General features: G+C 51.8%; 1 rRNA gene. It reads left to right on the forward strand.

Annotated features, from left to right (window positions below):
• Positions 1-18 precede the first annotated feature (18 nt).
• A 23S ribosomal RNA gene (locus BST28156_RS34575) occupies positions 19-560 on the forward strand; the annotation flags it as partial.

Here is a 560-nt window from a genome sequence, read left to right on the forward strand (position 1 = left end):
GAGACAGACTCGTTATAGGGTCAAGCGAACAAGTGCATGTGGTGGATGCCTTGGCGATCACAGGCGATGAAGGACGCGGTAGCCTGCGAAAAGCCCCGGGGAGCTGGCAAACAAGCTTTGATCCGGGGATGTCCGAATGGGGAAACCCACTCCGTATGGAGTATCCATGGCTGAATACATAGGCCATGCGAAGCGAACGCGGTGAACTGAAACATCTAAGTAACCGCAGGAAAAGAAATCAACCGAGATTCCCAAAGTAGTGGCGAGCGAAATGGGATGAGCCTTGTACTCTTTATTTGTATTGTTAGCCGAACGCTCTGGAAAGTGCGGCCATAGCAGGTGATAGCCCTGTAGGCGAAAACAGTATGAAAGAACTAGGTGTACGACAAGTAGGGCGGGACACGTGAAATCCTGTCTGAAGATGGGGGGACCATCCTCCAAGGCTAAATACTCGTGATCGACCGATAGTGAACCAGTACCGTGAGGGAAAGGCGAAAAGAACCCCGGGAGGGGAGTGAAATAGATCCTGAAACCGCATGCATACAAACAGTCGGAGCCTC

The organism is Burkholderia pseudomultivorans (genome assembly GCF_902499075.1).
GTDB lineage: Bacteria > Pseudomonadota > Gammaproteobacteria > Burkholderiales > Burkholderiaceae > Burkholderia > Burkholderia pseudomultivorans.